The organism is Paracoccus sp. (in: a-proteobacteria), assembly GCF_030536915.1.
Taxonomy (GTDB): domain Bacteria; phylum Pseudomonadota; class Alphaproteobacteria; order Rhodobacterales; family Rhodobacteraceae; genus Paracoccus.
The window spans coordinates 1,374-26,177 of the sequence record NZ_JAUNPC010000036.1 but is presented as its reverse complement, the minus strand read 5'-3'; the positions used below and the strand labels follow the sequence as shown (position 1 = coordinate 26,177).

Annotated in this window: 30 protein-coding genes; 11 read left to right on the top strand and 19 right to left on the bottom strand. The window is 67.3% G+C overall.

Annotated features, from left to right (window positions below):
- Positions 1-430: tRNA-dihydrouridine synthase (locus Q4F04_RS08275; protein ID WP_303369360.1), on the bottom strand; the 430-nt coding region annotated here is incomplete at its 3' end.
- A 196-nt stretch (positions 431-626) separates the two neighbouring features.
- On the opposite strand from Q4F04_RS08275, the gene Q4F04_RS08270 reads away from it, so the two are divergent.
- Together Q4F04_RS08270 and tpiA are read left to right on the top strand one after the other, a co-directional pair.
- Positions 627-1,004, top strand: coding sequence for an iron-sulfur cluster assembly accessory protein (locus Q4F04_RS08270; protein ID WP_303369359.1), 378 nt, complete (start codon positions 627-629; stop codon positions 1,002-1,004).
- Between the two features lie 214 nt (positions 1,005-1,218).
- Positions 1,219-1,965, top strand: coding sequence for a triose-phosphate isomerase (gene tpiA, locus Q4F04_RS08265; RefSeq protein ID WP_303369358.1), 747 nt, complete (start codon positions 1,219-1,221; stop codon positions 1,963-1,965).
- A gap of 32 nt (positions 1,966-1,997) precedes the next feature.
- On the opposite strand, the gene Q4F04_RS08260 is transcribed toward tpiA, so the two are convergent.
- From Q4F04_RS08260 to Q4F04_RS08250, 3 genes are all read right to left on the bottom strand, one after another.
- Positions 1,998-3,095, bottom strand: coding sequence for an ABC transporter ATP-binding protein (locus tag Q4F04_RS08260; protein WP_303369362.1), 1,098 nt, complete (start codon positions 3,093-3,095; stop codon positions 1,998-2,000).
- Between the two features lie 83 nt (positions 3,096-3,178).
- A complete protein-coding gene (locus Q4F04_RS08255) occupies positions 3,179-3,985 on the bottom strand; it encodes an ABC transporter permease (RefSeq protein WP_303369357.1) in 807 nt (268 codons plus the stop codon).
- Positions 3,982-4,851, bottom strand: a complete 870-nt coding sequence (locus Q4F04_RS08250; protein WP_303369356.1) for an ABC transporter permease — start codon at positions 4,849-4,851, stop codon at positions 3,982-3,984. The genes Q4F04_RS08255 and Q4F04_RS08250 overlap by 4 nt, the downstream gene beginning before the upstream one ends.
- Before the next feature lie 240 nt (positions 4,852-5,091).
- Between Q4F04_RS08250 and Q4F04_RS08245 the strand changes: the two genes are divergently transcribed.
- Complete coding sequence (locus Q4F04_RS08245) at positions 5,092-6,216, top strand: TRAP transporter substrate-binding protein (RefSeq protein WP_303369355.1); 1,125 nt, start codon at positions 5,092-5,094, stop codon at positions 6,214-6,216.
- A 96-nt stretch (positions 6,217-6,312) separates the two neighbouring features.
- Here the strand turns inward: Q4F04_RS08245 and Q4F04_RS08240 are convergent, their stop codons facing one another.
- From Q4F04_RS08240 to Q4F04_RS08210, 7 genes are all read right to left on the bottom strand, one after another.
- Entirely contained in the window at positions 6,313-8,286 is a 1,974-nt protein-coding gene (locus Q4F04_RS08240; RefSeq protein ID WP_303369354.1) for a TRAP transporter large permease subunit, read from the bottom strand.
- Positions 8,283-8,948 (bottom strand): TRAP transporter small permease subunit, encoded by a 666-nt coding sequence (locus Q4F04_RS08235; protein ID WP_303369353.1) that lies wholly within the window; start codon positions 8,946-8,948, stop codon positions 8,283-8,285. Before Q4F04_RS08235 ends, Q4F04_RS08240 begins: the two co-directional genes overlap by 4 nt.
- A gap of 387 nt (positions 8,949-9,335) precedes the next feature.
- Positions 9,336-9,575, bottom strand: coding sequence for a hypothetical protein (locus tag Q4F04_RS08230; RefSeq protein WP_303369352.1), 240 nt, complete (start codon positions 9,573-9,575; stop codon positions 9,336-9,338).
- Between the two features lie 162 nt (positions 9,576-9,737).
- A complete protein-coding gene (locus Q4F04_RS08225; protein ID WP_303369351.1) occupies positions 9,738-10,064 on the bottom strand; it encodes a TonB-dependent receptor in 327 nt (108 codons plus the stop codon).
- A gap of 222 nt (positions 10,065-10,286) precedes the next feature.
- On the bottom strand, positions 10,287-11,273 hold the full coding sequence (locus Q4F04_RS08220; protein WP_303369350.1) for a tripartite tricarboxylate transporter substrate binding protein: 987 nt from the start codon (positions 11,271-11,273) through the stop codon (positions 10,287-10,289).
- 114 nt (positions 11,274-11,387) lie between these two features.
- On the bottom strand, positions 11,388-11,675 hold the full coding sequence (locus Q4F04_RS08215; RefSeq protein WP_303369349.1) for a GNAT family N-acetyltransferase: 288 nt from the start codon (positions 11,673-11,675) through the stop codon (positions 11,388-11,390).
- Complete coding sequence (locus tag Q4F04_RS08210) at positions 11,672-12,364, bottom strand: protein-L-isoaspartate(D-aspartate) O-methyltransferase (RefSeq protein WP_303369348.1); 693 nt, start codon at positions 12,362-12,364, stop codon at positions 11,672-11,674. Before Q4F04_RS08210 ends, Q4F04_RS08215 begins: the two co-directional genes overlap by 4 nt.
- Positions 12,365-12,496: 132 nt before the next feature.
- Here Q4F04_RS08210 and Q4F04_RS08205 point away from each other — a divergent pair, with 132 nt between their 5' ends.
- Together Q4F04_RS08205 and grxD are read left to right on the top strand one after the other, a co-directional pair.
- Positions 12,497-12,739, top strand: a complete 243-nt coding sequence (locus Q4F04_RS08205; RefSeq protein ID WP_303369347.1) for a BolA family transcriptional regulator — start codon at positions 12,497-12,499, stop codon at positions 12,737-12,739.
- Positions 12,740-12,767: 28 nt separating this feature from the next.
- Positions 12,768-13,130 (top strand): Grx4 family monothiol glutaredoxin, encoded by a 363-nt coding sequence (grxD, locus tag Q4F04_RS08200; RefSeq protein WP_303369346.1) that lies wholly within the window; start codon positions 12,768-12,770, stop codon positions 13,128-13,130.
- A 54-nt stretch (positions 13,131-13,184) separates the two neighbouring features.
- Here grxD and Q4F04_RS08195 read toward each other — a convergent pair whose 3' ends face one another.
- Both Q4F04_RS08195 and Q4F04_RS08190 read right to left on the bottom strand, forming a co-directional pair.
- Positions 13,185-13,868 (bottom strand): phage holin family protein, encoded by a 684-nt coding sequence (locus Q4F04_RS08195; protein ID WP_303369345.1) that lies wholly within the window; start codon positions 13,866-13,868, stop codon positions 13,185-13,187.
- A gap of 4 nt (positions 13,869-13,872) precedes the next feature.
- Positions 13,873-14,286, bottom strand: a complete 414-nt coding sequence (locus tag Q4F04_RS08190) for a YqjD family protein (protein ID WP_303369344.1) — start codon at positions 14,284-14,286, stop codon at positions 13,873-13,875.
- 209 nt (positions 14,287-14,495) lie between these two features.
- Here Q4F04_RS08190 and Q4F04_RS08185 point away from each other — a divergent pair, with 209 nt between their 5' ends.
- Together Q4F04_RS08185 and Q4F04_RS08180 are read left to right on the top strand one after the other, a co-directional pair.
- Positions 14,496-15,053: an HdeD family acid-resistance protein gene (locus Q4F04_RS08185; protein WP_303369343.1), complete on the top strand. Its 558-nt coding sequence runs from the start codon at positions 14,496-14,498 to the stop codon at positions 15,051-15,053.
- A gap of 11 nt (positions 15,054-15,064) precedes the next feature.
- Positions 15,065-16,054, top strand: a complete 990-nt coding sequence (locus Q4F04_RS08180) for an MBL fold metallo-hydrolase (protein WP_303369342.1) — start codon at positions 15,065-15,067, stop codon at positions 16,052-16,054.
- Between the two features lie 4 nt (positions 16,055-16,058).
- On the opposite strand, the gene cls is transcribed toward Q4F04_RS08180, so the two are convergent.
- The 4 genes from cls to Q4F04_RS08160 all read right to left on the bottom strand — a co-directional run bounded on the left by cls (position 16,059) and on the right by Q4F04_RS08160 (position 19,666).
- Positions 16,059-17,516 carry a cardiolipin synthase gene (gene cls / locus Q4F04_RS08175; protein ID WP_303369341.1) on the bottom strand — a complete coding sequence of 486 codons (1,458 nt, stop codon included), beginning with the start codon at positions 17,514-17,516 and terminating at the stop codon, positions 16,059-16,061.
- 75 nt (positions 17,517-17,591) lie between these two features.
- The gene (locus Q4F04_RS08170) at positions 17,592-18,413 is read right to left on the bottom strand and encodes a formate/nitrite transporter family protein (protein WP_303369340.1); all 822 of its coding nucleotides are present in this window, start codon (positions 18,411-18,413) and stop codon (positions 17,592-17,594) included.
- 160 nt (positions 18,414-18,573) lie between these two features.
- Positions 18,574-19,122, bottom strand: a complete 549-nt coding sequence (locus Q4F04_RS08165; RefSeq protein ID WP_303369361.1) for a peptidylprolyl isomerase — start codon at positions 19,120-19,122, stop codon at positions 18,574-18,576.
- 37 nt (positions 19,123-19,159) lie between these two features.
- Positions 19,160-19,666, bottom strand: a complete 507-nt coding sequence (locus Q4F04_RS08160) for a peptidylprolyl isomerase (protein WP_303369339.1) — start codon at positions 19,664-19,666, stop codon at positions 19,160-19,162.
- Positions 19,667-19,836: 170 nt separating this feature from the next.
- Here Q4F04_RS08160 and pgk point away from each other — a divergent pair, with 170 nt between their 5' ends.
- Positions 19,837-21,039 carry a phosphoglycerate kinase gene (gene pgk / locus Q4F04_RS08155; RefSeq protein ID WP_303369338.1) on the top strand — a complete coding sequence of 401 codons (1,203 nt, stop codon included), beginning with the start codon at positions 19,837-19,839 and terminating at the stop codon, positions 21,037-21,039.
- 57 nt (positions 21,040-21,096) lie between these two features.
- Here pgk and Q4F04_RS08150 read toward each other — a convergent pair whose 3' ends face one another.
- Positions 21,097-21,321, bottom strand: a complete 225-nt coding sequence (locus Q4F04_RS08150; protein ID WP_303369337.1) for a hypothetical protein — start codon at positions 21,319-21,321, stop codon at positions 21,097-21,099.
- Positions 21,322-21,490: 169 nt separating this feature from the next.
- Here Q4F04_RS08150 and Q4F04_RS08145 point away from each other — a divergent pair, with 169 nt between their 5' ends.
- From Q4F04_RS08145 to ftsY, 3 genes are all read left to right on the top strand, one after another.
- The gene (locus Q4F04_RS08145; RefSeq protein WP_303369336.1) at positions 21,491-22,420 is read left to right on the top strand and encodes a class I fructose-bisphosphate aldolase; all 930 of its coding nucleotides are present in this window, start codon (positions 21,491-21,493) and stop codon (positions 22,418-22,420) included.
- Between the two features lie 89 nt (positions 22,421-22,509).
- The gene (locus Q4F04_RS08140; protein ID WP_303369335.1) at positions 22,510-23,193 is read left to right on the top strand and encodes an MOSC domain-containing protein; all 684 of its coding nucleotides are present in this window, start codon (positions 22,510-22,512) and stop codon (positions 23,191-23,193) included.
- Positions 23,194-23,317: 124 nt separating this feature from the next.
- Positions 23,318-24,403, top strand: coding sequence for a signal recognition particle-docking protein FtsY (ftsY, locus tag Q4F04_RS08135; RefSeq protein ID WP_303369334.1), 1,086 nt, complete (start codon positions 23,318-23,320; stop codon positions 24,401-24,403).
- A 115-nt stretch (positions 24,404-24,518) separates the two neighbouring features.
- Here ftsY and Q4F04_RS08130 read toward each other — a convergent pair.
- The coding region (locus Q4F04_RS08130; protein WP_303369333.1) for a DUF2171 domain-containing protein at positions 24,519-24,804 on the bottom strand (286 nt) is incomplete at its 5' end.

Genomic DNA, 24,804 nt, shown 5'->3' with positions numbered 1-24,804 from the left:
ATTTCACCGTGACCTCGACGGGGCTGACGGCCTGCATGGCGCCGACGCAATCGGCGACCAAACCGGGCGTCTTCATCAGCACGGCCCCGAAACAGCCCGACTGCACCCGGTCGCTGGGGCAGCCGACGTTCAGGTTGATCTCGTCGTAACCCCAGTCGGCTGCGATCCGCGTGGCCGCGCGCAGTTCGGCCGGGTCCGAGCCGCCAAGCTGCAGCGCCACCGGATGCTCGGCCGCGTCATGGTCCAGAAGCCGCGCCCGGTCGCCATGGATGACGGCGGGCGCCGTCACCATCTCGGTATAAAGCAGCGCCCGCCGGCTGAGCAGCCGGTGGAACCCGCGGCAGGCGCGGTCGGTCCAGTCCATCATCGGGGCCACGGAGAGGCGGGCCGCCCGAACGGCCGGATCGTCGTTGCAGCGGTTCAGGGGCATTCCGACCGTCATCGGCGCACGAGCATGAGGGGGCAGCGGATTGGGCATGGGACTGGCGCATGTAGCAGATGCAGGGCGCCACCCGCAACCGGGCGGCCAGATGACAGGTCGCTGCGGTGGATGCGGCCATGCCGGCGCGGCTTGAGCCTTGCGCCGTCCCTTCCTATCTTGACGGCAAGCGCGAAAGGCCTCTCCCATGTTCTCGATCCCCGGCAAGTCCCCCGTCACCATCACCCCCGCCGCCGAGGCGCGGATCGCCCGGCTCATGGCCGACAAGGGCGCATCGGGCCTGCGGATCGGGCTGAAGAAGGGCGGCTGCGCGGGGATGGAATACACGATGGAGCTGGCCGAGACCGCCCTGCCCAATGACGAGGTGGTGGAACAGGGCGCCGCGCGGGTGCTGATCGCGCCCACGGCGCAGATGTTCCTCTTCGGCACCCAGATCGACTATCAGACCGGGCTTCTGGACAGCGGCTTCCGCTTTGTGAACCCCAATGTCACCGATAGCTGCGGCTGCGGGGAATCGGTCCGCTTCGAGCCGCTGGAGGGCTCGGCCGCCCGGCGCGACGGCTGACGGCGGCCCTTCGTTGGCGCCGGAGCCTCCGGCGGGGATATTTCAGGCCGAAAGACGGGCTGGGCCTTCTTGGAGCAGGTGACGCTTTTTCTTTGGCCGAATATCTTGGGGATACCACGGCAACGCCCTTGCTGCAGCCGCGGTGCGCGGCACGGGGCCTTGATCCGCCGTGACCTGCCGGGCTAGGCCGGGACCGACCTTACAGGAGGATCTGATGTCGCCCCGCAAGCTTGCCGCCGGAAACTGGAAGATGAACGGAACCCTCGCCGCGCTGGCCGAGGTCGAGACGCTGATGCGCGACTGCGCAGGTGCGGGCGTCGAGATGCTGATCTGCCCACCCGCCACGCTGCTGCGCCTGATGGCCGAGCGTGTCGGGCAGGGCGCGGTTGCCGTCGGCGGGCAGGACTGCCACGCCAAGGAAGCTGGCGCGCATACCGGCGACATCTCGGCCGAGCAACTGCGGGACGCGGGCGCGACGCATGTGATCGTCGGCCATTCGGAACGCCGCGCCGATCACGGCGAAACGGATGAAGCGGTTTCGGCCAAGGCCGTGGCCGCCCATCGCGCGGGCATCACCAGCATCATCTGCCTGGGCGAGACCGAGACGCAGCGGGACGCGGGCGAAACCCTGGACGTGATCGCGCGCCAGCTTGCCGGCTCGGTGCCGGATTGCGCGACCGCCGGGAACAGCGTGATCGCCTATGAGCCGGTCTGGGCCATCGGAACGGGCCGCACGCCGACCACCGAGCAGATCGCCGAGGTCCATGCGGCCCTGCGCGAGGCGCTGGTGGCGCGCTTCGACGATGGCGCCGGGTTCCGCCTGCTTTACGGCGGCAGCGTCAAGCCCAGCAACGCCGCCGAAATCTTCGCCATCGCCAATGTCGATGGCGCGCTGGTGGGGGGCGCGAGCCTCAAGGCCGCGGATTTCGCGCCTATCGTCAAGGCGCTGGACGCCGCCTGAACCTTGGCGCGGCCCGGTGCGCCGGGCCGCCCTTACCGGAACAGGATCAGCGAGCCGGGCGACCAGCTGACGCGGACGCGGGTGCCGAGGTCCGGCAGGTCGCGGCCGAAGACGTTGCGCATCGAGATGCGCACCGGATGCCCCCGGCCGTCGAAGCGCGCCGAGCCGTCCAGACGCACGTCGTAATAGGTCATGTCGCCGTAATAGACGATTTCCTCGATCACGCCGGCAGTCTCGCGGTCGGGTGCGGGGGCGTCGCGGGGCAGCAGCGTCACGGCCTCGGGGCGGAAGCCGACCGAGGGGCCGCTGTCGCCGGCGTCCGCGCGGCTGACATTGGCGGCGGGAATGTCGAACTCGCCGAAGCCGGGGACATCGACCCTCACCCCCTGCCCCTTTTCGCCCAGGATATGGGCGGGCAGGAAGTTCATCACGCCGATGAAATCCGCGACCCGGCGGCTGGCGGGGCGGGTGTAAAGCGCCTCGGCATTGTCGAGCTGCGCGATCTCGCCCTCGAACATGACGGCGATGCGGTCGGACATGACCAGCGCCTCCTCCTGGTCATGCGTCACCAGCACGAAGGTGATGCCGACCTGCCGCTGCAGCTTGATCAGTTCCACCTGCATCTGCTCGCGCATCTTGCGGTCGAGCGCGGACAGCGGCTCGTCCAGCAGCAGCACCTTGGGCTTGAGGATCAGCGCCCGCGCCAGCGCCACCCGCTGCCGCTGGCCGCCCGACAGGGCATGGGCCGCGCGGGCGCCGAAGCCGCGAAGGCCCACCATCGCCAGGGCCTCCTCGACCGCCGCGGCCTTTTCGGCGCGGGACCGGGGATCGCGGCGCAACCCGAAGGCCACGTTCTGGGCCACGGTCAGGTGCGGGAAGATGGCGTAGGACTGGAAGACCATGTTCGTCGGCCGCACGTTGGCGGGCACCTTCGCCATGTCCTTGCCGTCAATCAGAACCACGCCCGAGCCGATGTCCTCGAACCCCGCGATGGTCCGCAGCAGCGTGGTCTTGCCGCAGCCCGAGGGACCGAGAAGCGAGAAGAACTCGGCCTCGCGGATGGTCAGGTCGATGCCGCGCAGGGCGTGGTAGTCGCCGTAATACTTGTGGACGCCCCGGCACTCGATCATGGCGCGGCGCGTCTCGATGGGCGTCGGGCGGCCGTGTTCGTCGCGGGCGGGGCCGCCTTCGCGGGCGACGGGATTTCGGACGTTCACAGGAACCCTCCGCTGCTGGTCTGGCCGGTGCGGGCGGCGCCGCGGCGGCGGAAATATTCGGCGGTCGCCAGAAGCAGGATCGACATCGCCACCAGCACCGTCCCCAAGGCCATGATCATCGGGATCGACTTTGGGAAGCGAAGCTGGCTGAAGATATAGGTGGGCAGGGTCGGTTCGTTCCCGGCAAGGAAGAAGGCGATGATGAACTCGTCGAGGCTGACGGTGAAGCTCATCAGCATGGCCGAGATGATGCCGGGCATCACCAGCGGCAGGATCACCAGCCGGAAGGCGCTCCATTTCGTTTCGCCGAGGTCGTAGGCGGCCTCCTCGAGCGACTTGTCCAGCGAGGAAAAGGCGGTGGTCATGATCGCCACCGCGTAAGGCATGCAGATCAGCGTATGGCCGATGATGACGGTCAGGATGGACAGTCGGACCCCCACCGCCAGCAGCACCACCAGCAGCGAGATGCCGACGATGATTTCCGGCAGGATCAGCGGCAGCATGATGAGGCCGAGCGCCCCGCCCTTCCCCGGAAAGCGGTAGCGGGTCGAGGCGCGGGCGGCGAATATTCCCAGGCAGGTCGCCAGCACCGCCGAACTCAGCGCGATGGTCAGCGAGTTCCCCAGCGCCCGGCGTAGGGTTGCGTTGCCCCACATCTGCCCGAACCACTGGGTGCTGAAGTCCTGCAGCGGAAAGGCGATGATCGTGCCCGAATTGAAGGCGAAGATCGGCAGCAGCAGGATCGGCGCGTAAAGGAACAGCAGATACAGCGCCGCATAGGCGCGCAGACCGCCCCCCCTCATTGCCGGACCCGCAGGAAGCGGCGGTTGAGCAGCAGGAAGATCACCGCCAGCACCGCGACGATGCCCATGGCCGTCACCGCGATGGCCGAGCCATAGGGCTTGTTGTCGATGTCCAGCATCTGCGCCTGAATGAGATTTGCGACCATGGGGATCTTGCCGCCGCCGATCAGGGTCGGGGTGACATAGTCGCCGATGGTCGGGATGAAGACGATCAGCACCGCCGCCAGCACGCCCGGCATCGCCAGGGGCAGCGTCACCCGCCAGAAGGTCATCAGCCGGCTTTCGCCGAGGTCGCGCCCTGCTTCCAGCAGCGAGCGGTCGATCTTTTCCAGCGCCACGTAGATCGGCAGGATGGCGAAGGGGGCATAGGCATGGGCCAGCGTCACCACGATCGATCCGGTGTTATACAGCAGAAAGCCCAGCGGCTGCTCGATGATCCCGAGGTTCTTCAGCCCCGAGTTGATGACGCCGTTATAGCCGAGGATCACCTTCCACAGGAAGACGCGGATCAGGTAGCTGGTCCAGAAGGGGATGGTGATCAGGAAGATCCACATCGCCTTGTGCCGGGGCGGCACCACGAAGGACAGGAAGTAGGCCACCGGAAAGGCCAGCACCACCGTCACCAGCGTGACCAGCCCCGCGACCCACAGGGACCGCAGCATCAGCGTGCGGAAGATCGGGTCGGCCCAGACGGCGCGGTAGTTTTCCAGCGTGAACTCGCGGATGATCGTCTGGTAGCCGTCCCTGAGGAAGGAAAAGGCCAGGATCGTCAGCAGCGGGATCGCCAGCATCAGGACGGCATAGACCAGCGGCGGCGCGATCATGCGCAGCCCTTGGGCGGCCTCGCTGCCATTTCCGGTCGCCATCGTCCCGTCCCCGGCCGAAAGATTCTGTGGGCGCATCGATTCCACAGTCGGGGGCAAAGGAAAAGACGCATTTGCGCGACCTTGCACGAGGTCACGCGACGTTTGTCCGACCCCGGCCCGTTTTCGGCCCGGATGGCTGCAAGGTCATGTGGACAGACCTGCCGCGCCGATGCAATCTGCGCGCACGAACGGGCGGTGGCCGGGTCAAGGCCGCACGACCGTCACAGAGGAGGACACCACTTGACCGACACCACCAAACTCGACCGCCGCCGGTTCCTGACGACCGCCTCGCTGGGCGGCGCCGCGGCTGCGGCCGGTGCGACGCTCGCCGCGCCCGCCATCGCGCAGGAGATGCCCACGATCACCTGGCGCGTCGCCTCGTCCTTCCCCAAGTCGCTGGAAACCATCTACGGCAGCGGCGTCGACGTGTCCGAGCGCGTCAAGGCCATGACCGACGGCAAGTTCAACCTTCAGGTCTTCGCGGCCGGAGAGATCGTCCCCGGCCTGCAGGCGATCGACGCGGCGACCGACGGCACGGTCGAGGTCGCGAACTCGGTCGGCTATTACAGCTGGGGCAAGGACGCGGCCTTTGCGGCAGGCGCCGACCTGCCCTGGACCTTCAACGCCCGCGGCAAGGCGGCCTACAACTATCACGGCGGCGGGATAGACGCCTACAACGAGTTCCTGGTCAAGCATGGCCTGTTCTGCCTGCCCTGCGGCAACACCGGCGTGCAGATGGGCGGCTGGTATCGCAAGCAGATCAACGGGCTGGCGGACATGCAGGGTCTGAAGATGCGGATCTCGGGGCTTGCCGGCCGCGTGGTGGAAAAGCTGGGCGTCGTGCCCCAGCAGATCGCGGGCGGGGACATCTATCCGGCGCTGGAAAAGGGCACCATCGACGCCGCCGAATGGGTCGGCCCCTATGACGACGAGAAGCTGGGCTTCCAGAAGGTCGCGCCCTACTATTATTACCCCGGCTTCTGGGAAGGCGGGCCGACGGTGGGGATGTTCTTCAACCTCGCCAAGTGGAACGAACTGCCCGAGGTCTACAAGGCGATCCTGCGGTCGGCCTGCCAGGCGACCGACCTGAACACGCTGTCGGAATACGACTACAAGAACCCGCCCGCGCTGAAGCGGCTGGCGCAGTCGGGCGCCCAGCCCCTGCCCTTCCCCGAGGACGTGATGGTCGCGGGCTTCGAGGCCTCGCGGCAGGTCTATGACGAGCTGTCTGCTGAAAACGCCGAGTTCAAGCGGATGTGGGATGCGCAGAAGCCGTTCCTGTCGGACTGGTATCTTTACAGCCAGACGGCGGAATACACCTTCGACACGATGATGATGATCCAGCAGCGCAACGGGAAAGTGTAAGCCGTTCCGGCTGCCCCGCCGTCCCCTTGGGGCGGCGGTTTTCCCCTGGGCCGAGCGGCAAAGGAAAAGGGCGCCTCGCGGGCGCCCTTTGTTCGTTCAGTTGGCAGCCGAAGCCGGCGGCGCGGGTGTGACCGGGACGGTGATCGTCTCGGTCGTCGTGCCGCCCTCGGGCTGGGCTGCCGGGGCGGGTGCACCGAAGCTGGGCGGACCACCCAGGCCCCCGAGACCGCCAGCAGGTGCCGCGGGCGCAGGGGCAGGCGCGGGCGAACCGAAGTTCGGCGGGGCGCCGAGTCCCCCCGATCCGCCAGCCGGTGCGGCGGGGGTGGTCGCATCCGAAGGCGCGGGCGCACCGAACGGATTGCCAAGTCCACCGACCCCGCCTGGAGCAGCCCCCGGCGCCGCAGGCGCGCCGAAGGGGTTGCCGCCAAGCCCGCCCAGTCCGCCAAGGCCGCCGCCGAGGTTGCCCGCCGGGAAGGAGACCTCGACATTCGAGGTGTCGATCGCCGGTCCCTTGTAGTGCATGACCATGCCGGGAAAGAGCATGACGATGCCGACCATCACCAACTGGATGCAGACATAGGGCACCGCGCCCCAGTAGATCTGCCCGGTGCGCACCGGCTCCATCATCAGGCCGGTGACCTTGTCCTTGTAGGGCACCTTGGGCGCGACGGATCGCAGGAAGAACAGCGAGAAGCCGAAGGGCGGGTGCATGAACGAGGTCTGCATGTTCACGCCCAGAAGCACCCCGAACCAGATCAGGTCGATGCCGAGGCTTTCCGCCGCGGGCGCCAGCAGCGGAACGATGATGAAGGCCAGTTCGAAGAAGTCGAGGAAGAAGGCCAGCAGGAACACGAGGATCGAGACCACGATCAGGAAGCCGTATTGGCCGCCCGGCAGCGAGGTCAGCAGATGCTCGACCCAGATATGCCCGTTCACCCCGTAGAAGGTCAGCGAGAAGACCCGCGCCCCGATCAGGATGAACATGACGAAGGCCGACAGCCGCGTCGTCGCCGTCAGGGCCTGCGGGATCACGCCCCCGCCCAGCCGGCCCTTGGCACCCGCGAGGATCAGCGCGCCGACGGCACCCATCGCGCCGCCCTCGGTCGGCGTGGCGATGCCCAGAAAGATCGTGCCCAGCACCAGGAAGATCAGCGCCAAGGGCGGGATCAGCACGATGATGACCTGCTGCGCCAGCCGGCTCATCACGCCCGTCTTCAGCGTGCGGTCCAGCAGCGCCAGCACGTAGATGACCAGAACCGCGGCCGAGGGCGCGAGGATGTCGGCATTGGTGCCGTAGCTCGGATACATCCAGACGAACAGCCCGTAGGCCAACGCCCCCGTCAGGCCCAGCGCCACCAGCAGCGAGGTCACGCCGGAACCCAGCGTCCGCGCCTCTTTCGGCAGCGCGGGCATCGAGTTCGGCCGGATGATCGTCATCACGAAGATGTAGGTCATGTAGAACCCGGTCAGCACGAGGCCCGGGATCATCGCGCCCTTGTACATGTCGCCCACGGACCGGCCGAGCTGGTCGGCCAGCACGATCAGCACCAGCGACGGCGGGATGATCTGCGCCAGCGTCCCCGAGGCCGCGATGGTCCCCGAGGCGATCCGCCGGTCATAGCCATAGCGCAGCATGATCGGCAACGAGATCAGCCCCATCGCGATCACCGAAGCCGCGACCACGCCCGTCGTCGCCGCCAGCAGGGCGCCGACGATGATGACGGCATAGGCAAGCCCGCCCCGCACGGGGCCGAACAACTGGCCGATGGTGTCCAGCAGGTCCTCGGCCATGCCGGATTTCTCCAGCACGATGCCCATGAAGGTGAAGAAGGGGATCGCCAGCAATGTCTCGTTGCTGAGCAGCCCCCACAGCCGGTCGGGCATCGCCTGCAGCAGGTTCCAGGACAGGTTGATGTTGCCGCCCGACAAGGGCGCGAGCTCCACCCCGATGACGAAGAACAAAAGCCCGTTCGCGGCCAGCGCGAAGGCGACAGGATAGCCCAGCAGCAGGAACACCACGAGGCTCGCGAACATGATCGGCGCCATGTTCTGCGCGATCAGTTCCATCATTTGCGCGGTCCCCGGTCGGTATGGTTGGTGCTGTGGTCAAGGGGATGGTCGATCTGGTCCGTCAGCGGATGATCAGGGTCGGCAAAGCCCGCCTCAGACAGCAGCTTGTCGTCGATGGCGACCTCGCCATGGGCCGAGAACTGGGCCTGGGTGTCGGGGATGATGCCGCGCATCACCGCGATCTTCTTGATGATCTCGGAAATCCCCTGAAAGAACAGCAGGATGAAGCCCGCCAGCAGCAGCGCCTTGGCAGGCCACAGGACCAGCCCGCCCGCGTTCATCGACCGTTCGCCCGAGGCGATCGAGCGTTCCAGCCATGGCACCATCAGCCAGATCATCAGGACGACGAAGGGCATCAGGAACAGCACATGCCCGATCAGGTCGATCCAGTGCTGGGTGCGGCGCGAGCGGCCCCCGTAGATGATGTCGATGCGGATATGTTCGTTTTCCAGCAGCGTATAGGCGGCCGCCAGCAGGAAGGCCGCACCGAACAGATACCATTGCAGTTCGAGCCATGCGTTCGAGGAGATCGACCATACCTTTCGGATGATCGCGTTCCCCGCGCTGACAAGCACGGCGACAAGGATCAGCCAGCTCACGCTGCGTCCGATCACCGTGTTGATGCGGTCGATGCCGCGGGACATGGCCAGCAGGCCGCTCATGTCGAAATCCCTCCCCTGATGCCGCCTGCCCGGCCCTTGCGGCCTGTCTTCTGCGGACCTGATTGTCGCGCGGATATGGCGGAGCAGCCCGGCGCGGGTCAAGCATTTCCGTGGGGAAGGCGGCGGGTCGCGGGGCATGAGGGACCATCGCGGCATGCGATGTCTGCGCCACCGGGGACGGCCGAAAGCCCGGCCGGGCCGATCATCCGGGAGGCCCCGGTCAGAAGCGGGTCGTCAGGCCGATCCTGAACAGGCGGCCGTCCTCGCGGTAGTCCACGTCCCAGGCGGGCTGGTCATTGAAGAGGTTGTCCACTTGCATAGACCAGCGTGCTGTCCGTCAGGTCGTAGCGGGCGGACAGGTCCACGATATGATAGGGGGTCGCTGTTCTACCCGGTGGGAACCGAGGGCTGTTCGCCCAGACCCAGGTCCCCGTCATCCTCGACCACATAGCCCGCTTGCTTGCAGACATGGGTGATCTGACCCGACAGGTTCAGCCGGTCGTTCGCCTGCCACGCCAACCCGGTGGTGACGTTCCAATCGGGCGTCGTCGCCATCGGATAGGCAGTGTCGAAATCGCCGTGCTTGACCTCGGACTTGGCGATCCAGGTGCCCGGAGTGGTCCACACGAGGTCATCGTTCACATGATGCTCGACGCCGAACCCGATCCCCGAGGTGTTGCCGCAGTAGAAATTGTCGCGCTGGAACAGTGGGCTGCCGCCGAGCGCGCAGCATGTCCTCGATGTCGTTGAAGGCGGTGACTTCCCAGTTGGTGTCCGCGCCCGGGTAGTTCAGCCCGTCTCGTAGTTGTCCGAGGTCTCGGGATCGAGATCCGGGTTCCCGATGATGGTGCAGGGGCCGACATGGGGTTTGCAGCCGTTCCCGCGCAAGCCCGTCTGGTAGTTCGGGTTGAGGTTGCGCAGGTCGGGCACGACAAAGGCCTGCGAATAGCCGGCCTTCAGCATCAGCCCGCGGCCCAAGTCATGGTTCGCGTAAAGCCGCGGCGTGACATGGTTGCCGTATTTCTCGTGATGGTCCAGCCGCAGCCCGCAGGTCAGGCTCAGCGCCTCGGTCACCTGCAACCGCCCTTCGGCATAAAGCGCGGCTGTATTGACCAAGCCTTCACAGCATCCGAGGTGGTGACGAGGTCGCTCAGTCCCTCGCGCGACAGAAGCCCGCCGAGGGTATGGTCGAGCCTCCGACTGCCGACAGTCGCCTGCGCCGCGAAGCCCCATTCCTGGCCTTCCTGCGGCGTCCAGGTCAGGCGCGCGCCGCCGGTCTGGGTCCTTGTGCCGTTGCTGGCATGGCGGCCGGCACCGCTGTCACTGACTTCGCAAGGCTCACCCGGCTGCGGCGATCCTGTCGATCACCGCGCCCCACAGGACGGTGTCGGCCTCGATCCGCGCGGCCAGATCGGCGGGCGTGCCGCCCTGCGCCTGCCAGCCCATTTCGAGCAGTTCTTCCTGAATGGCGGGATCGGCAAGGATGTCGTTGATCTGGGCGTTCAGCCGCCGGATCGCCTGCGGGTCGGTCCCGGCGGGGGCGACGACGGCGTTCCACAGCTCGGCGCCGAAATCATCGGGCAGGCCCGCCTGCCCCGCCATCACCGGGGCATCGGGCACCTGCGGAGAAGCCTCGGGACAGGTGGCGCCAAGGATGCGCAGCGTGCCGGCCTCGACATGGGGCAGCGCGGCCGAGGGCGCCATGAAGCCCGCCTCGATCGCTTCCCCGACGATCGAACTGGTGACCTCGGCATAGCTGGCAAGGGGGACATGCCGCATCTCGACATCCGCGACCGCGGCGAAAAGCTCGGCGGTGAGATGCGCGGCCGACCCCTGCCCGACCGAGCCGTAGCGGATCGATCCCGGCTCGGCCTGCGCGGCCCGGATGAAGCCGGAAACATCCGTGTAGGGGGCCTGCCCCGCCACCGCCAGCACTAGCGGCGAGGTCGCGATCAGCGCCACGGGCGCGATGTCGGCCGCCACGTCATATCCCGCATCGCCCGCCAGTCGCGGAGAGGCTGTCAGCGGCCCGTTGCTGGCGATACCGAACGCGTGGTTGTCGGAGGACGCGGCCAGCATCTGCCGGATGCCGGCAACGCCGCTCTCGCCCTCGTTGTTCTCGACCACCACCGGCTGCCCCAGCCGCTCGGACAAGGGTCCGGTGATCAGCCGGGCCAGCGTGTCGGGCGACGAACCCGCTGGAAATCCGACATAAAGATGCACCGGAGAGGTCGGCCATGGTTTTTCCTGCGCCGCCGCGGCAATCGGCGAGAGGGCGAGCACCAGGGCGGCGCGAAAGAAGGTGCGGCGGGTCGAAATGGGCATCGGTCGGTCCTGAAGTCATCAACGCCCGGTTGCACGCGGCAGGACAGGGCGGGCGGACACTGGGATATACGGGACGAGCGGGTCAACCCTCAAAGCGCGGAAAACTGTTTGCGCTCACTTCGGTAAAGTGTCCTGCCATTCCGGGTGGCGGCGGAACTGCGCGGCGGCAAAGCTGCAAAGCGGCAGTAGCCTGCGTCCGCTTGCACGGGCGTCCTCGACGGCCCGGGCCACCAGCGCCTGCCCGACCGAATGGCCGCGCATCTCGGGCGGGACAAAGGTGTGGTCGATGACGTCGATGCTGTCCGATGCGGTCCAGGTCATCTCGGCCTCGGCGCCGTCCAGCCGGGCGACGTAGCGCCCGCCCTTCCCGCTTTCCTCGCGTTCGATCTGCAGTCCTGTCATGGGGGTATCCCTTTGTTTCTGCCTTGTTCATGTGGAAACCGGATCTCGTCGGCAAACCCCTCGGCCCCGATCAGCGGGACAAAGGCGACGGCCCCTAGGTCATCCTGTTCGATCCCGCCCGTGGTCCGGCGCAGGCGCAGCAGGCGCTGCATCGCGTGCCGCTCGCCGACCGGCATCACCAGCCGCCCGCCGGGCGCAAGCTGCGCCAGCAGGGCGGGCGGCACCCTGGGTCCGGCCGCCGCGACCAGGATCGCATCGAACGTGCCCCTTTCCGGCCAGCCGCGCGAACCGTCGTCATGGCGGATCTCGATGTTGTCATAGCCGAGCCGCGCCAGCCGCTCTCGCGCGGCCGCGGCCAGCGGGCCGATGCGCTCGACGGCAACGACCTCTCGCGCCAGCCTTCCTGCCACCGCGGCGGCGTAGCCCGAACCCGCGCCGATCTCGAGCACGCGGTCGTCCGGGCCGATCTCGGCCGCTTCAAGCATCGCCGCGACGATATAGGGCTGCGAGATCGTCTGTCCTTCGCCGATCGGCAGCGGGCGGTCGGCATAGGCATCAGTGCCGCTGCCCGGCACGAAGGCCTCGCGCGGGACATGCCGCATCGCGTCAAGGACGCGGGGGTCGCGGACGCCGCGCGCCTCGATCTGGCTGGTGACCATCTGCAGCCGTTCCTGTCTGCGGTCCGACATGGCGGCAGCCTTCCATAAGCCGGTGACAGGGGATCAACGACCGTCCGGCCGCCCCGTTCCCGGCGCGCCCCTTGCACCCCCCTGCCCCCCGTCCTAAGTCAGACGGCAGCAGAGGAACCCGGAGGTTGTGACATGGCGATCGAAGCCTACGAGATCGAAGCGTTGATCCGCGAGGCTTTTCCGTCCGCCCAGATCACGATCACCGACCTTGCGGGCGACGGGAACCACTATGCCGCCGAGGTCGTCGATGAAAGCTTCCGCGGCAAGAACCGGGTCCAGCAGCAGCGCATGGTCTATGCCGCGCTGAAGGGCCGCATGAACGGCCCGAACGGGGCGCTGCATGCGCTGGCGCTGACGACCAAGGCGCCCGACTGATCGCAACTTGCTTGGGGACATACCCGAAATGACCGACACCCGCACCGCAATCCAGGAACTGATCGACAGCAACGATGTCGTGCTGTTCATGAAGGGCACGCGCGAGGTTCCGCAATGCGGATTCTCAAGCCGCGTGGCCGGCGTGCTGAACTACATGGGCGTGGCCTACCGCGACGTGAACGTGCTTTCCAGCGACGACATGCGGCAGGGCATCAAGGATTTCTCGGACTGGCCGACGGTTCCGCAGCTTTACGTCAAGGGCGAGTTCGTGGGCGGCTGCGACATCATCACCGAAATGACGCTGTCGGGGGAGCTCGACCAGCTTCTGGACCGCACGGGCGTCGCCTATGACAAGCAGGCCGCCGAAAAGATCCGCGAAGCCAACAGCTGAAAACAGGAAGTCGGCAAGGAAAAAGGGCCGCGATCCGCGGCCCTTTTTCATGTCTCAAACGTAGCGGTCGTCGTCGCGGTAATAATCATCGTCATCATACCGGTCGTCATGGTGGTCGTCCGACTGGCGGCGGCCCTTGATCCGGTTGGCGATGGCGATCCCGATCGCAAAGGCGCTGAGCAGCGGCGGGATCGTGGCCATGTCCGAATGCTTGACGCGGTCCACGGTGTTCTGCGCCTCGGCGAAGAAGCCCGGCGTCAGGCCGACCTTCTGCGCAGCCTGCCCCGCGACATTGCGGGTGAAGCCCTGCACCTTCGCCTCGGCGTCGCTGGCGAACTTCTCGGCCTTGTAGGCCGCATTGTCCATCAGCGTGTGCACCTTGTTCTCGACCGTGTCCACGACCTCGGTCGCCTTGACGCGGGCCTTTTCCAGCGCCGCGTCGGTGGCGAGGCTCAGGCGCGTCTCGACCTCGGCCTTCAGCTCGTCGGTGCTGGGCACCGGATGCTCGACCTTCTTCGACATCGACAGCAGCACGACGCCGACGATCACGAACAGGATGCCGATGGCCAGCGAGGCCCCGAGCGAGCCCCAGCCGAGGTTGCGCGCAAGGAACGTCCACAACGCCGCCAGCAGGAAGCCCGCCGCCAGGGCGAAGACGGCGCCGGCGGCCGCCTTCATGGCGACCCTCCGGCCCGCGTCGCTCAGCGCGAGTTGCATGTTGCGCGCGTAATCGAACATCGGATCAGCGGCGCGCGAGGATCAGGCCGACGAGGAAGCCGATGCCGGCCGCGATGCCCAGCGCCTGCGCGGGCTTGCGGCGGACCATGTCCGACATCTCGTCGTAATAGTCGCCGGCATATTCCGCCACCTCATGGGCGCGGCGCTCGCCTTCGCGATACAGGCGGTCGGCCTCGGACTTGGCGCGGTCCACGTATTCGGCACCACGCTCCTTGGCCGTGTTCGCCACGTCGGCGGCGACGCTCTTGATCTTGTCGGCATTGGTGTTGCCGGTGGCCTCGTTCCACGCATCCTTGGCGTCGTCGGCCAGCTTGTTGACCCCGTGCTTCACGTCCTTGGCGGTGTCCTGCGCGGCGTTCTTCACGTCCTTGGCTGCCTGGTTCATGTCGTTCTGGGCGTTGGTGGGGTTGTTGGCCATCTTCGGTGTCCTTTCGAAAGGGCAGTTGCTTATGGCACCTGAACAAACCCCGCCGGGGTTTCGTTCCATGGCCGCGACGAAGATCGGGTTGCCGCGATCCCCAAGGGGTTGGAACGTCCCGACAGTCATCATCGTTGATCCTGCGACAGCCTGCAGGTTGCTGACGCCCTTGCGCCCTGCGGCATGAACATGAAGGGAGTCCCCGGGCCATGACCGACATCACCGCCAACGCCGAACGCGACATCGAGACCCTGCGCAGCAGAAGGGGCTGGTTCATCGTCCTTGGCCTCGCGCTGCTCGCCCTGGGCGTCATCGCCTTTGCGAACCTTTATGTCGCCACCGTCGCCACCGTCTATTACGTCGGCATCCTGATGATCGCCGGGGCCGTGGCGCAGATGGTCATGGCCTTTGGCGTCAAGGGCTGGACACGGGCGATCTTCCTGATCGGCACGGCCATTCTTTACGGGCTGGCGGGGCTGTTCGCCTTCATGGACCCGCTGCTGGCCTCAACCATCATCACGCTGCTGCTGGCGGCCATGCTGATCGCCTCGGGGATCGTGCGGATCGTCCTTGCCATGCGCGAACGGCCGCGCAAGGGCTGGGGCTGGGTGCTGACAACGGGCATCCTCAGCATCGTCGTGGCGCTGGTGGTGATGGCCGGCTGGCCCGTCGACAGCCTGTGGATCCTGGGGCTGTTCCTGTCGGTGGACCTGATCTCGCAGGGTCTGGGCTGGCTTTTCGTGGGCATCGGCCTCGGCCGGGTCTGAGCCCCCCGCCCATGCCGCGCAATCCGTTCTACAATGGCCCGGTGTCCGACCATTTCGACGGGCTGCGCTTCCATTCCCCGCGGGAACCCGAGGCCAACAGCCTGCTTGAGCTTGCCTGGATGAACGCGGTCAAGACGGCGCGCTTCTGGCCGCACGTCACCCCCGAGCCGCGCTTCGACCGTCCGCCGCAGCGGCATGGGGGGCTGCGGATCGCGATGATCGGCCATGCCAGCCTGCTTGTGCAGGTGGCGGGGACGAACCTGCTGATCGACCCCGTCTATGCCGACCGGCTGGGTCCGGTCCCCGGCACCGGCCCGCGCCGGGCACAGCCGCCGGGCATCCGCTTTGACGACCTGCCGCCGATCGACGCGATCCTGCTGACGCACAACCATTACGACCACATGGACATCCCCGCGCTGATCCGCCTGTCCCGCAGGTGGGAGCCGAGGATCATCGCGCCCCTGGGCAATGACGTGCTGATCCACCGCCATGATCCGGGCGCCGCGGTCGAGACCTACGACTGGGGCGAGACGGCCGTGCTGTCCCCCCGCCTTGCCGTCCATCTGGAACCGGCCTTCCACTGGTCCGGGCGCGGCGTGGCGGACCGGCGGATGACGCTGTGGTGTTCCTTTGTCCTGACCAGTCCCGGCGGGGGCGTCCTTTACCATGTCGGCGACACCGCCTATGGCGACGGCAGCATATTTGCGCGCATCCCCGAACGCTTCGGCCGGCCCGACGTGGCGATCCTGCCCATCGGCGCCTATGAGCCGCGCTGGTTCATGCAGGCCCAGCATGTCGATCCGAACGAGGCCGTGCAGATCATGCTGGATACCGGCGCCCGCCGCGCCTTCGGCCATCACTGGGGCACCTTTCAGATGACCTACGAGGCGCAGGAAGAACCCTGCCACGAGCTTCGCCGGGTGCTGGACGCCCGCGGCCTTCCCCGCCAATGCTTCCAGCCGCTCAGCCCCGGCGAGGCGGTCGAGCTTCCCTGGCGCTGAGCCGTCACATCAGCGGGGAAAACAGCCGCGCGACGGAATCGCGAAAGCGCAGTGCGGCGTTGCGGCTGCGGTATTCCTCGACCGTGAAGGCGCGGCAGTGCCTGCTGTCCTCAAGGAACGCTTGTTCAAGCTGTTCCGACAGCCCGGCGTCATAGATCACCGCGTTCAGTTCATAGTTGATGCTGAAGCTGCGGATGTCGATGTTGGCCGAGCCGACCGAACAGACCATCCCGTCGGTGATGACCGTCTTGGCGTGCAGGTAGCCCGGTTCATACAGCAGCACGCTGGCGCCCGAGGCGGCGATCTCCTCCATGTAGGTGTTGGCCGCCCAGTAGGGCACATGCTGGTTGGTGCCGCGCTCGCTGATCATCACCCGGACGTCCACGCCCGACAGCGCCGCCGCCTTCAGCGCCTCCGAGATGCTGGTGTCGAGGATGAAGAAGGGCGACTGCATGTAGACGCGCTTGCGGGCGCTGGTGATCATGGCGAAGTAAAGCTGGCGGATCGCCTGCCATTCGGAATCCGGTCCGGACAGCGTCATTTGAACCGGCAGATGCGCGTCGGCCAGCCGGTCGGGCGCAGGCGAGAAGTTCTCGGGCCGGAAAAGATCCTCGCCGGTGGCGTTGTGCCAGTCCACGGCGAAGACCGCCTGCAGCAGCGTCGCGGCCGAGCCCACGACGCGGATGTTGGTGTCGCGCCACGTCTCGAAGCCTTCGGGCGGCCTGATATGCTCGCAGCCGATGTTCAGCCCGCCCGTGTGGCCGACCACCCCGTCGAAGACCGCGATCTTGCGGTGGTTGCGATAGGAAATGGTGTGGACGCGCCACAGCTTCGAGAAGGGCTCCATCCTGATGCCCGCCGCGCGCATCTTCCTGATGAGACGCCGCTTGAGCATGAAGAGCGAGCCGACCGGGTCGTAGATGATGCGGACATCCACGCCCTCGGCGACCTTGGCGGACAGGATCTCGTAAAGCTCGTCGGCCAGCGCATCGGTGTTCCAACTGAAATACTGCAGGTGGATGGACCGGCGTGCCGCCTTCATGTCCTCGATCAGTGGGGGATAAGCCTCTTTCGCGTCATGCAGGATGCGGACCTCGTTGCGGATCGTGATCGTCGAATGGCTGGTGTTGTGGACAAGCTGCGCCAGCGTGCGCCCCGACCCGCCGTTCGCGTCCATGCGGGCCACCGCCCCCTCGTGTTCCGGCGCGAGCGCCGCGAATACCGGGTTCAGCCGGTCGGCGAGTTCCTGGCGCATCAGGTTGCCGGTCTGGCCAAAATCCTGGTGCTTGCGCCCGAACAGCAGGTAGACGACCACGCCGAGGCCCGGCAGCACGAAGAACAGCAGCATCCAGGCGAATGTCGCGCTGGGGCGGCGGTTCTCCGAGATGATGTAGGTCACGGTGACGACGAGATAGCCCGCGAAGGCCACGGACAGGATGGTGGTCATCGTCGCCTGCATCATGTGTTTCCTGATGTTCCCGCCGGTTCATATTGACGGCGCGCCGGACCAAGGGCCAGCGGCTTCTGGTGGCGGAACTCAGCCGTCGCGGTCATAGGCGAACCAGTAGCAGCCGGCGATCAGCCCGCCGCCCAGGATGTTGCCCAGCGTGGCCCAGAACAGGTTGGCCGCCATTCCGCCCATCCCCAGCGAGGGGTCGGCCCCGGCGGCGGGGTCCAGCCACATCACCCCCAGTCCCATCGGGATCAGCGACATGTTGGCAACGGAATGTTCCAGCCCCGCCGCCACGAAGGCCGCGATCGGCGGCACCAGCGCCAGGATCTTGCCCTGCGTGGTGCGAGCGGCATAGCTCATCCACACCGCAAGGCAGACCAGCATGTTGGCCAGGATGCCCGAGGCGAATGTCGCCCCCGCCGACTTGGCCGTCTTCTGCCCGGCGACATCCAGCGCGGCCGAGGCCAGCAGCCCCTCGCCCGCCTCGTGCCCGCCCGCGGCGATGAACAGGACCACCACGAAGACCGAACCCGCGAGATTGCCGGTCCATGCCAGCGCCCAGGCGCGCCCGATCGCGGAAAACGAGGACTGCCCCTTGAACAGCCGCCCCAGCATGAGGGTGTTGCCGGTGAACAGCTCGGCCCCCGCCACCAGCACCAGCAGCAGCCCCAGCGAGAAGGCAAGGCCCGCCGCGATCTGCAGGATGCCGAAGGGAACCGACCCTTCGGGAACCGCCATCACCACGAGAAAGGCGATCGAACCGAAGGCGATGAACACGCCGGCAAGAAACCCCAGCACCAGCGTTTCCGCAGCCCCGAGGTCCAGCGCATCCCCATAGCTGTCGCGGGCTTGTGCCGGCAGATCGGGTGGCGCGTGGTCGTCGATCTTCGTTCCGGCTTCGCTCACCCGCTGTCCTCCCTGGCCTCTGGTCCGAACCGATGGCGGGGAAGAGGGTTCCGAGCGGATGAGGCCGCTGGCGCACATGTGAGGGAAAGATCGGGATTTTCCTGGGCGCACGGGCCCCGAAAACGAAGAACCCCCGCCGTGGCGGGGGCTCCGGGGGGGATCACTCAGCGATGGTGACGCGGGCCATGTAGTCGGGTTCCTCGACCGCGCCATTGGCGTTCGAGTCGCCCTTCTTGATCGCGTTCAGCACGTCCCAGCCTTCGACAAGCTGGCCCACGACCGTGTATTGCCCGTCAAGGAACGGGGCCGGGGCCAGGTCGATGAAGAACTGGCTGTTGGCGCTGTCCGGGTCCTGGCTGCGGGCCATGCCCACGGTCCCGGCCTGGAAGCTTTCGTCGTTGAACTCGGCCTTCAGGTCCGGCAGGTCCGACCCGCCCATGCCCGCGCGGGAAAGATCCGCGCCCTGCTTGCCGAAGGCGACATCGCCCGTCTGGGCCATGAAGCCGTCGATCACGCGATGGAACACGACGCCATCATAGGCACCCTGCTGCGCCAGTGTCACCAGCCGCTCGACATGGTTCGGGGCCTTGTCGGCCAGCAGGTCCAGCACGATCGTGCCCTTGGCGTTGCCGGCGGCATCCGCGACCTCGATCACCATGTTAGGACCGGGACCATCGGTGGCCTGCGGGGCGTCCTGCGCGGCGGCCATGCCGGCCGCCAGGACCAGGGCAGAAGAGATCAGCAGCTTACGCATCGGCGGCAACCTTCATCGAGATGATGCGATCCGGGTTCGCCGGCGGCTCGCCACGGGCGATCTTGTCCACATGCTCCATCCCCTCGATCACCTGGCCGTAGACGGTGTATTGCCCGTTCAGGAAATCATTGTCCTTGAAGTTGATGAAGAACTGGCTGTTGGCGCTGTTGGGGTTCTGCGACCGCGCAGCACCGATGGTGCCGCGTCCATGCGGCAGCTTCGAGAACTCGGCCGGCAGGTCCGGCATGTCCGACCCGCCCGTGCCCGCGCGGCCGGGATTGTAGTCCTTTTCCATGTTGGCGTGCTGGACGTCGCCGGTCTGGGCCATGAAGCCCTCGATCACGCGGTGGAAGGCCACGTTGTCATATTTGCCCGCGCGGGCCAGTTCCTTCATCCGGGCTGTGTGCTTGGGGGCGACGTCGGGCAGAAGCTCGACCACCACGCGGCCGTCCTTCAGCTCGATGATGATCGTGTTCTCCGGGTCCTTGATCTCGGCCATCGGGGTTCCTTTCGTTTCTGCGGCGCCGGTCTAGGCGGGCCGCGGCACCGACGCAACGCCTGACGCCTCGCATGGGTCCGCCATGGACAGGGGTGGTTGACGCAGAGTTGACGCGCCGTCACCCTTTGGCGACAAGCACGGACAAATCCTCAAGGCAGGAAGGATGCCCGATGGCGCGCTTCAATACCATTGACGACATGGACCTGGACGGAAAGGTCGTCCTGACCCGCGTGGACGTGAACGTGCCGGTCGAGGATGGCCGCGTCACCGATGCCACCCGGATCGAGAAGATCGTGCCGACCGTCAAGGCGATCCAGGACAAGGGCGGCATTCCCGTCCTGCTGGCCCATTTCGACCGGCCCAAGGGCAAGCGCGTCGATGAGATGAGCCTGCGGCAGATCGTGCCCGCGCTGGAACAGGCGCTGGGCCAGACCGTGGCCTTCGCCGATGAGGCGATCGGGGGGGATGCCAAGCGCGCGGTCGCCGCGCTGAAGCCGGGCGACGTGCTGCTGCTGGAAAACACCCGCTTCTATCCGGGCGAGGAGGAGAACGAGCAGACCTTCACCGCCTCGCTGGCCGCGCTGGGACAGGCCTATGTGAACGACGCCTTCTCGGCCGCGCACCGGGCCCATGCCTCGACCGAGGGGCTGGCGCGGCTGATGCCCGCCGGGGCCGGAAAGCTGATGGAGGCCGAGCTGAACGCCCTGAACGCGGCTCTGGGCACGCCCGAGCGGCCCGTGGTCGCCATCGTGGGCGGGGCCAAGGTCTCGACCAAGCTGGACCTGCTGTCGAACCTGATCTCCAAGGTCGATCACCTGGTGATCGGCGGCGGCATGGCCAACACCTTCCTGGTCGCGCAGGGCATCGAGGTCGGGAAAAGCCTGGCCGAGCGCGACATGGCCGACACCGCCCGCGAGATCCTGTCGCGGGCGCAGGGAGAAGGCTGCACCATCCACCTGCCGGTCGATGTCGTGATCGCCCGCGAGTTCGCCGCCAACGCCCCCAGCGAGGTGGTGCCCGCCAACGCCTGCCCCGCCGATGCGATGATCCTCGACGCAGGCCCGCAGACCGTGGCGAAGATCCGCGAGGTCTTCGGCCAGTGCCGAACGCTGATCTGGAACGGCCCGCTCGGCGCCTTCGAGATCGAGCCGTTCGACGCGGCGACCACCGCCGCTGCGAAGGCGGCCGCCGAGATGACGCGGGCGGGCCAGTTGATCTCGGTCGCGGGCGGCGGGGACACGGTCGCGGCGCTGAACAAGGCCGGGGTGGCGGGTGACTTCACCTTCATCTCGACCGCGGGCGGCGCCTTCCTGGAATGGATGGAAGGCAAGGACCTGCCCGGCGTGGCCGCGCTGATCGCCTCGAAGCGCTGAGAACGGCTGGCGCAAGGCGCAAGGGCGGCCCGGCGGCCGCCCTTTCGGCAGGATGGATCAGTTGCTGGCCGGGGGCGCTGCGTCCGTGCTGGTGGCGCCGTCCGACTGGAGGGCGTCGGTGCCGGGCGCGATGATCTCGACATCGCCGGTTTCAGGGTCGCCCCCCATCGGCGCGAACAGCAGGAAGGCGACCACCGCCAGCCCGATTGCGACGGCGATGGCCCAGATCGCCGGACGATGGCGACGGGCGGAACGCGCTGGAATGTTGTCGTTGTGGGACATGGGATGCCTTTCTTCCCGATGGCTCTGCTTTCCGACGGTAACGTTGCTCGAAGGCGCCCCGTTCCGCCCATCGGACGGCGCGGGACGGACCCGTTAGCGCAACCCCTCTTTCGTTCGGCCTCTTGTCTGATATGGGAACCCCGACAATGACCAATGCGGAGCCAGCCCGATGCAGATGACCGACACCGTCAAGAAGATCCTCGCCAATTACGAGAGCGAGAACCCCGGGGTGAAGGGCAACCTGGCCCGGATGCTGATGACCGGGAAACTCGCCGGCACCGGCAAGATGATCATCCTGCCTGTTGACCAGGGCTTCGAGCACGGCCCCGCGCGGTCCTTTGCCAAGAACCCGCTGGGCTACGACCCCCACTATCACTACAAGCTGGCGATCGACGCAGGGCTGAACGCCTATGCCGCGCCGCTGGGCATGATCGAAGCCGGGGCCGACACCTTCGCCGGCCAGATCCCGACGATCCTGAAATGCAACAGCGCCAACTCGCTGATGAGCGACACGGCAGGCAAGAACCAGGCCGTGACCGCCACCGTGCGGGACGCGGCGCGGCTGGGCTGCGCCGCCATCGGCTTCACCATCTATCCCGGCTCGGACATGGCGCTGGACATGTTCGAGGAGATCTCGGAAATGCGCGCCGAGGCGGCAGCCATCGGCATCCCGACGGTGATCTGGTCCTATCCGCGCGGCGAGGCGATCAGCAAGGACGGCGAGACCGCGATCGACATCGCCGCCTATGCGGCCCAGATCGCGGCGCTGCTGGGCGCTCATGTCATCAAGATCAAGTTGTCGACCGACCATCTTGAGAACAAGGACGCCAAGAAGGTCTACGAGGAACAGGGCATCGACATTTCCACCCAGGCGGCCCGCGTGCGCCACTGCATGGACGCGGCCTTCGGCGGGCGGCGGATCGTGGTCTTCTCGGGCGGCGCGGCCAAGGGCTCGGACGCGGTCTACGAGGATGCCCGCGCGATCCGCGACGGCGGCGGCAACGGTTCGATCATCGGCCGCAACAGCTTCCAGCGTTCGCGCGAGGACGCGCTGGAGATGCTGGGCAAGCTGGTCGACATCTATCTGGACCGCGCCTGATCGCGACCGGCACGGGGCTTTGCCCCGCCGCCGGACCAAGGCATGAAGGGGCGGCGCAACGTGCCGCCCCTTTTTTCACGAGCGTTCCGATGATCCCTCTCGGCCCCATCCGCGTCGGCCCGGTCGCGCCCATCGCGCCGGGCGTTCTCAGCGCCATCGGCAAGCATCCCGTGGACCGGCCCCTGTGGCTCGGGACCGAAGGCTTCGCGGGCGACGCCCAAGCCGACCCCCGCCACGGCGGGCCGGAAAAGGCGGTTCATCACTATGACGCGGGCCACTATCCGTCGTGGCGCGCGGATCTGGGCGACCTGCCGCAACTCGCCCCCGGCGGCTTCGGCGAGAACCTGTCGAGCCTCGGGCTGACGGAATCCGGCGTGGCGGTGGGCGACCGCTTCCGCCTGGGAGCCGCGCTGGTCGAGGTGTCGCAGGCCCGCCAGCCCTGCTGGAAGCTGAACATCCGCTTCGGTATCCCCGACATGGCTCGCCGCGTGCAGGACAGCGCCCGCACCGGCTGGTATTACCGGGTGATCGAGCCGGGGATGGTCGCGCCCGGCGACGGGCTGGTGCTGGCCGAGCGCCGTGCCCCCGACTGGACGCTGGACCGGCTGTGGCGCGTCCTTTACCGCGACCGGCTGGACCGGGCGGAACTAACGGCGATGGCAGAACTGGCGGTGCTGTCCAATGGCTGGCGGGCGCTGGCCCGCCGGCGGCTGGACAACATGGCGGTCGAGGACTGGACCGCCCGGCTGAAGGGCCAGCGCGACGGCCGGTGAACGCGCGCCCCTGACGCGCCCACGGTTCCTCTTGCTCGGGATGGGCCTCGGCCATCCCGGCGCTGCCCTTCCCCTTTCGCGCCCGAGGCCCTAGTTTCCGCAGCACAACGAAAGGTAGCCCGGCATGTCGTTCTTCTCCAAGCTGCGCGAGCGTCTGACGAAGTCCTCGTCGAAGATCGGCGGCGGGCTTGACAGCCTTGTCGCGGACCATGCGGACCAGGCGCCCCCGCCCGCCGAGCAACCCGCCCCGCGCAGCATCGAGCCTGTGCCCGCCGTCCCCGCTGCCACACCGCTGCCCTCCCCTCCTCCGCAGCCTGCCGCATCCGGCCCCGGCCTGATGGGCCGCCTGTTCGGCCGCGCCGAAACCGCCCCGGCCGAGCCTCGGCGCGAGCTTGACGACGCGATGCTGGAGGAGCTTGAGGACATGCTGATCTCGGCCGACATGGGCACCGACACGGCGTTGCGGGTGACGGCCAACATCGCCGAGGGCCGCATGGGCCGCCGCATCAGCGCGACGGAACTCAAGCAGGCGCTCGCTGACGAGGTCACGCGGATCATGACCCCCGTTGCGCGTCCGCTGCCGCTTTATCCGAAAAAGCCGCAGGTGGTTCTGGTGGTGGGCGTCAACGGCTCGGGCAAGACCACGACCATCGGCAAGCTTGCCAGCCAGCTCAAGGCGGCGGGCAAGAACGTCGTGATCGCCGCGGGCGACACCTTCCGGGCGGCGGCGGTCGAGCAGTTGCAGGTCTGGGGAAGCCGCGCAGGCGTGCCGGTGATGGTCGCGGCGCAAGGCTCGGACCCCGCAAGCCTCGCCTGGGACGCCATGACGCGGGCCGAGGCGGACGGCGCCGACCTTCTGCTGATCGACACAGCGGGCCGGTTGCAGAACCGCACCGACCTGATGGAGGAGCTGGCCAAGATCGTCCGCGTCATCCGCAAGAAGGACCCCTCGGCCCCGCACAACACCCTGCTGGTGCTGGACGCGACGACCGGCCAGAACGCGCTGAGCCAGGTGGAAACCTTCCGCAAGCTCGCGGATGTGTCGGGGCTGGTGATGACCAAGCTGGACGGCACCGCGCGTGGCGGCGTGCTGGTGGCGCTGGCCGACAGGTTCGGGCTGCCGATCCATGCCATCGGCGTGGGCGAGCAGATCGACGATCTCGACGCCTTCGAGCCGGGCGAGTTCGCCCGGGCGCTGGTGGGCCTGTAACCCTAGGCAGCACCACGGACCCTGAAAGCGCTGCCCCGCAGCGGAAGGGGCATGTTCCGCAACCATGACGCATGGGCGGAACCGGCCGGCGTCTGCGCGCCGGCCGTTCTCGCGATCACCGCTGGCTGTTGTTCTCGTCCAGCTTCACGGACGAGCCATCTTCTTCCTGAAACAACTGCGCGGCATTCGCGCCCTCGGCCGAAAGCCACAGCTTCCCGCCATCGGCAGAGGCAACAGCGGACAGCGGCACATAATGATGGTGCTTGTCGTCCTGCCCGTGCTCTTCGTCCTTGCGGACCATCTTGATGCGGTCGCCTTCGACCCCGTCGACCTTGCCGACATGGACGCCGTCCGCGCCGACGATTTCCATGTGTTCCTTGATCTCGCTCGCTTCGACCATG